Genomic DNA, 4535 nt, shown 5'->3' on the forward strand with positions numbered 1-4535 from the left:
GTCTCTTAATAAGGTAAGACAAATGTTATGCAAATAGAATTACTGAAGAGGCTAACAGTTATTTCGGATCTTACGTAAAGCAAACCTTCCATCAGATGCATGAGGTTTAATGCAAAAGATATACTGGAATTACTGTCAACAGGTTGTCTCATTCTCAGAATTTAGAAGAACACCCGGTATTGGAAGAGGACGATATTAGAACTGCATTTATGTTCGCTGTTTCGTAAAAATACAGGAACACTCAAACATCTTCCAAAATCAATTTGGTTAATAATGCAAAACTATTCTAACAGCGGGATTGAAAATAATATTACAGAAAATTTTACCCATGCCATTAAAAGAGTCGTTCAAAACCAACACTATTATTATAGAAATAACATAAAATAATTCAACATGAGTAAATTTTCTGATCATAATTTCTCCGGACAGAAAGCACTGGTAAGGGTAGACTTCAACGTTCCTTTGGATGACAAGTTTAATATTACAGATGATACAAGAATGTCAGCCACCATTCCTACTATAAAAAAGATTTTGTCAGATGGCGGCAGTGTTATTTTGATGAGTCATTTCGGTAGACCAAAAGATGGTCCGGCGGATAAATATTCATTGAAGCATTTGGTGAAACATTTGCATGAATTAATAAATGCTGACGGCGGAAATACCATTAAAGTTTTTTTTGCTGACGACTGCATAGGAGAGCAAGCCAGTCTTACAGCGAACATGTTAAAACCTGGCGAAGTATTGTTGCTGGAAAATCTTCGTTTTTATAAAGAAGAAGAAATGGGCGACAAAGCCTTTGCTGAAAAATTAAGCAAGCTCGGCGATGTGTATGTTAATGATGCTTTTGGTACCGCTCACAGAGCGCATGCTTCCACAGCGGTCATCGCTCAATTTTTTGCAAATGATAAAAAAATGTTTGGGTTGTTGATGGAAAGCGAAGTGTTGAGTGCAGAAAAAGTATTGCACCAGGCAGAAAAGCCATTTACCGCAATTATTGGCGGGGCAAAGGTTTCAGACAAAATTATGATCATAGAAAATTTATTGCAACGGGCTACCGACATTATTATTGGTGGTGGCATGGCGTATACTTTTTTAAAAGCGAGGGGTGGAAATATTGGTAATTCTTTGTGTGAAGATGATCGCCTGCAAACGGCGCTTGACATTTTAGAAAAGGCAAAGGAAAAAAATGTAAGCATTCATTTACCGGAAGATTCTGTAATTGCAGATAAGTTTGCTGCGGATGCAAACACGGAAATTTGCCCAAGTGACGGCATCCGGGCAGGATGGATGGGATTGGATATTGGACCAAAGGCGATAGGTATTTTTAGCGAAGTGATTCGTAATTCAAAAACCATTTTATGGAACGGGCCGATGGGTGTTTTTGAAATGGAAAAATTTCAGAACGGTACAAAATCGGTGGCCCTGGCTGTGGCAGATGCTACTGCAAACGGTGCATTTAGTTTGGTAGGCGGCGGAGATAGTGTTGCTGCAGTAAATCAATTTAAGCTGGCAGATAAAGTAAGTTATGTAAGTACAGGCGGTGGTGCCATGCTTGAATATTTTGAAGGAAAAGTATTGCCCGGTATTGCTGCAATAAAGGGATAAAAAATTATTTAAATTATTAACAAAGTTGTTCAAATATTTAAATCACGGGTACGTCACTTGAGAATAAGAATGCGGTGGAAAACCCTTTAATTTATTATCTTTTTACCAACCTTCATTTTTAAATCATTTATTAACTGATAAAATATTATATTTAAATTCTTAACAACAAAAACATATCAACATGAAAAGTCCCGTATTATTAATAGTTCTAGCCATCGTAGTAATTGTTGGCTTCTTAGGCTGTAATGGTTACAATGGTTTGGTAAAGCAGGATGAGTCTGTAAAAAAAGCATGGAACAACGTACAAACCGAATATCAGAACAGATCTGACTTAGTGGGTAATTTAGTAAATACTGTTAAAGGTGCTGCAAATTTTGAGCAAAAAACCTTAACAGATGTTGTTAACGCAAGAGCAAAAGCAACCAGTGTAAATATCAATGCAGATAATCTTACACCAGAAAAGATTGCTGAATTTCAGGCTGCACAAGGTCAGTTGAGCGGATCACTAAGCCGTTTACTGGCAACGGTAGAAGCTTATCCAACTTTAAAAGCAACTGAAAATTTCACGAAATTACAAAACCAGTTGGAAGGTATTGAGAACGGCATAAAAAATTCCCGTAAGGTTTTCAATGATGAAATCAACACATACAATACTAATGTTCGTTCTTTTCCAATGAATATTTTGGGCGGGCTATTTGGCTTTAAAGCAAAAGAAGGATTTAAGGCAGATGCCGGTGCAGAGAAAGCCCCTGAAGTTAAATTTTAAGTAATCTTCGCATGAACAATAAACGCCGGTCGGGTTACATAATTGGAGGCATCATTGTTTTACTGGGTATCTTTTTAATTACTACTTATAATGGGTTGGTTAAAAAAGAAGAGCTCGTGAAATTGCAATGGAACGAAGTGCAGAATAGTTACCAGCGAAGAATTGATTTTATTCCAAACGTGGTAAATGTGGTAAAAGGGCAAGCCAATTTTGAACAAACAACTTTGCAGCAACTGGCCGAAGCAAGAGCTAAAGCCTCAGCAGTAACTGTTTCCGGAAGTGACTTGACTGCCGAAAATTTTAAGCAGCAGTCTGCAGCACAGGATGGCCTTGCTGCTGCAACCAACCGGTTATTAATTACAGTAGAAAAATATCCCGAACTGCAGGGGGCTGCGGCTTTTAAAGGCTTGCAAACACAATTAGAAGGAACGGAAAGAAGAATAAAAATTGCCCGCAAAGATTTTAATGTAGCCATTGCAGATTACAATAGTTCGGTAAGAAGTTTCCCCACAAAAATAGTGGCCGGTATTTTTGGATTTAAAGCCAGGGAAGGCTTTCAGTCAGATGCCGGTGCAGACAGATCAGTAGAAATAAAATTTTAATGAATTACCATGGGCATATTTTCATTTTTTAATAAACCGAAAAAATTTTTTTCTGCTACAGACAATGAGCAGATAGTGCAGGCTATCCGCAATGCTGAAAAGGAAACCAGTGGAGAAGTTCGGGTATATGTTGAAAGCAGAAATCCACTTGTAAATGTAATGGACAGGGCATCTGAAATTTTCTTTAAATTAAAAATGGAAAAAACAGATGACCGCAATGCGGTACTTTTATACATTGCTATAAAGGATAAAGAACTGGCTTTATTTGGCGATGAAGGTATTTATAAAAAAGTGGGCGCAGCTTACTGGGACAGTGAAGTAAAAAATATGATAGCCCATTTTTCCAAAGACAATATCAGCAACGGAATTGAACAATGCGTTCAACATATTGGCCAAACACTAAAAGAAAAATTTCCTTATAATAGTGTCACTGATAAAAATGAATTGCCCGACGAAATTGTATTTGGCAAATAAAAAGAGATCGTCTTTCCTCATTGAAACAATTTTGAAATTTTAAAAATACTTTCCGTTACCGGATCAGTAGCATGAAAAAAATTACCTCCATATTATTCTTTGTTTTTTTTTCTTTAGTGACGGTGGCCCAGCAGGGATCAGATTTTTCTCTTGATAAAGTAATCAATACACCGCCCAATCCGCCAAAGCTGGTAAACGATTATGCCCACATTTTAACGGCCGATCAAAACCAGGCACTTGAAAGGAAACTGTACCAGTTTGATGATACTACTACCAATCAGGTAACGGTAGTTATTATACCCCGGTTGGGAGGAAAAGATATAGCCGATGTCGCCAATGAACTGGGAAGAAAATGGGGTGTAGGAAATAAAAAAAGTAATAACGGTGTAATATTATTGGTGTCTATTGAGGATAGAAAACTCAATATATCGCCAGGCTATGGGCTTGAAAAATCTTTGCCCGATTTAACCTGTCAGCAAATTATCGATAACATCATTGTTCCTCAATTTAAAGGCAATGATTATTATTCTGGAATCAGCCAGGGTACAGATGCAATTATACAGGCTACCAAAGGGGAGTTTAAAGCACCCGAAAATTATAACAAACGAGGTGGTAATGCCTCCGGCCTTGGAAAAATAATTTTTATTATCATACTTATTGTGGCATTCTTAGCCATTAGCGGCCGCGGTGGTGGTGGTGGTTCTTATATGAGCAGGGGTGGTGCTGTGCCGTTTATATTAGGGAGCCTGCTTGGCGGGGGATTAGGCAGAGGTGGTGGTTTTGGCGGCGGCGGCGGTGGCTCTGGTGGTGGCGGATTTGGTGGTTTTGGAGGAGGAGGTTTTGGTGGTGGCGGATCTAGCGGAAGCTGGTAAAAATCAAGCAATAAAATAAATTATAAAGGCCGTCACATATTAAGTGATGGCCTTTTTTGTTTTGGTGCTGATTGAAAAATATTTTTTGTCCAGGCTAAGAAGCTATGATCATCATCGTTGCATCGCTCTCTTTTGCTGCATACCTGTGGGTAACTTTTATAAAAGCGGTTTTGGAATTTTAGTTGTAATTATGTGATTAGTTATCAACTCTGCCAA

Annotated in this window: 5 protein-coding genes; all 5 read left to right on the forward strand. The window is 38.1% G+C overall.

Annotated elements, in window-relative coordinates; all coding sequences use genetic code 11:
- The first annotated feature begins 393 nt into the window (after window positions 1–393).
- The 5 genes from pgk (at window position 394) to H7254_RS00025 (ending at window position 4319) form a co-directional block, all read left to right on the forward strand.
- Entirely contained in the window at window positions 394–1605 is a 1212-nt protein-coding gene (pgk, locus tag H7254_RS00005) for a phosphoglycerate kinase (protein ID WP_301931019.1), read from the forward strand.
- A gap of 181 nt (window positions 1606–1786) precedes the next feature.
- Complete coding sequence (locus tag H7254_RS00010; RefSeq protein WP_301931020.1) at window positions 1787–2371, forward strand: LemA family protein; 585 nt, start codon at window positions 1787–1789, stop codon at window positions 2369–2371.
- Between the two features lie 11 nt (window positions 2372–2382).
- Window positions 2383–2973, forward strand: coding sequence for a LemA family protein (locus H7254_RS00015; RefSeq protein WP_301931021.1), 591 nt, complete (start codon window positions 2383–2385; stop codon window positions 2971–2973).
- Between the two features lie 9 nt (window positions 2974–2982).
- Complete coding sequence (locus tag H7254_RS00020) at window positions 2983–3447, forward strand: TPM domain-containing protein (protein WP_301931022.1); 465 nt, start codon at window positions 2983–2985, stop codon at window positions 3445–3447.
- 71 nt (window positions 3448–3518) lie between these two features.
- Window positions 3519–4319, forward strand: coding sequence for a YgcG family protein (locus H7254_RS00025; RefSeq protein WP_301931023.1), 801 nt, complete (start codon window positions 3519–3521; stop codon window positions 4317–4319).
- Window positions 4320–4535 lie beyond the last annotated feature (216 nt).

This window comes from Ferruginibacter sp. (genome assembly GCF_014377975.1).
Lineage (GTDB): Bacteria > Bacteroidota > Bacteroidia > Chitinophagales > Chitinophagaceae > Ferruginibacter.

Coding starts and splice junctions, on each gene's coding strand:
- H7254_RS00025 (WP_301931023.1), top strand. CDS start 3,519: ATGAAAAAAATTACCTCCATATTATTCTTTGTTTTTTTTTCTTTAGTG.
- H7254_RS00010 (WP_301931020.1), top strand. CDS start 1,787: ATGAAAAGTCCCGTATTATTAATAGTTCTAGCCATCGTAGTAATTGTT.
- H7254_RS00015 (WP_301931021.1), top strand. CDS start 2,383: ATGAACAATAAACGCCGGTCGGGTTACATAATTGGAGGCATCATTGTT.
- pgk (WP_301931019.1), top strand. CDS start 394: ATGAGTAAATTTTCTGATCATAATTTCTCCGGACAGAAAGCACTGGTA.
- H7254_RS00020 (WP_301931022.1), top strand. CDS start 2,983: ATGGGCATATTTTCATTTTTTAATAAACCGAAAAAATTTTTTTCTGCT.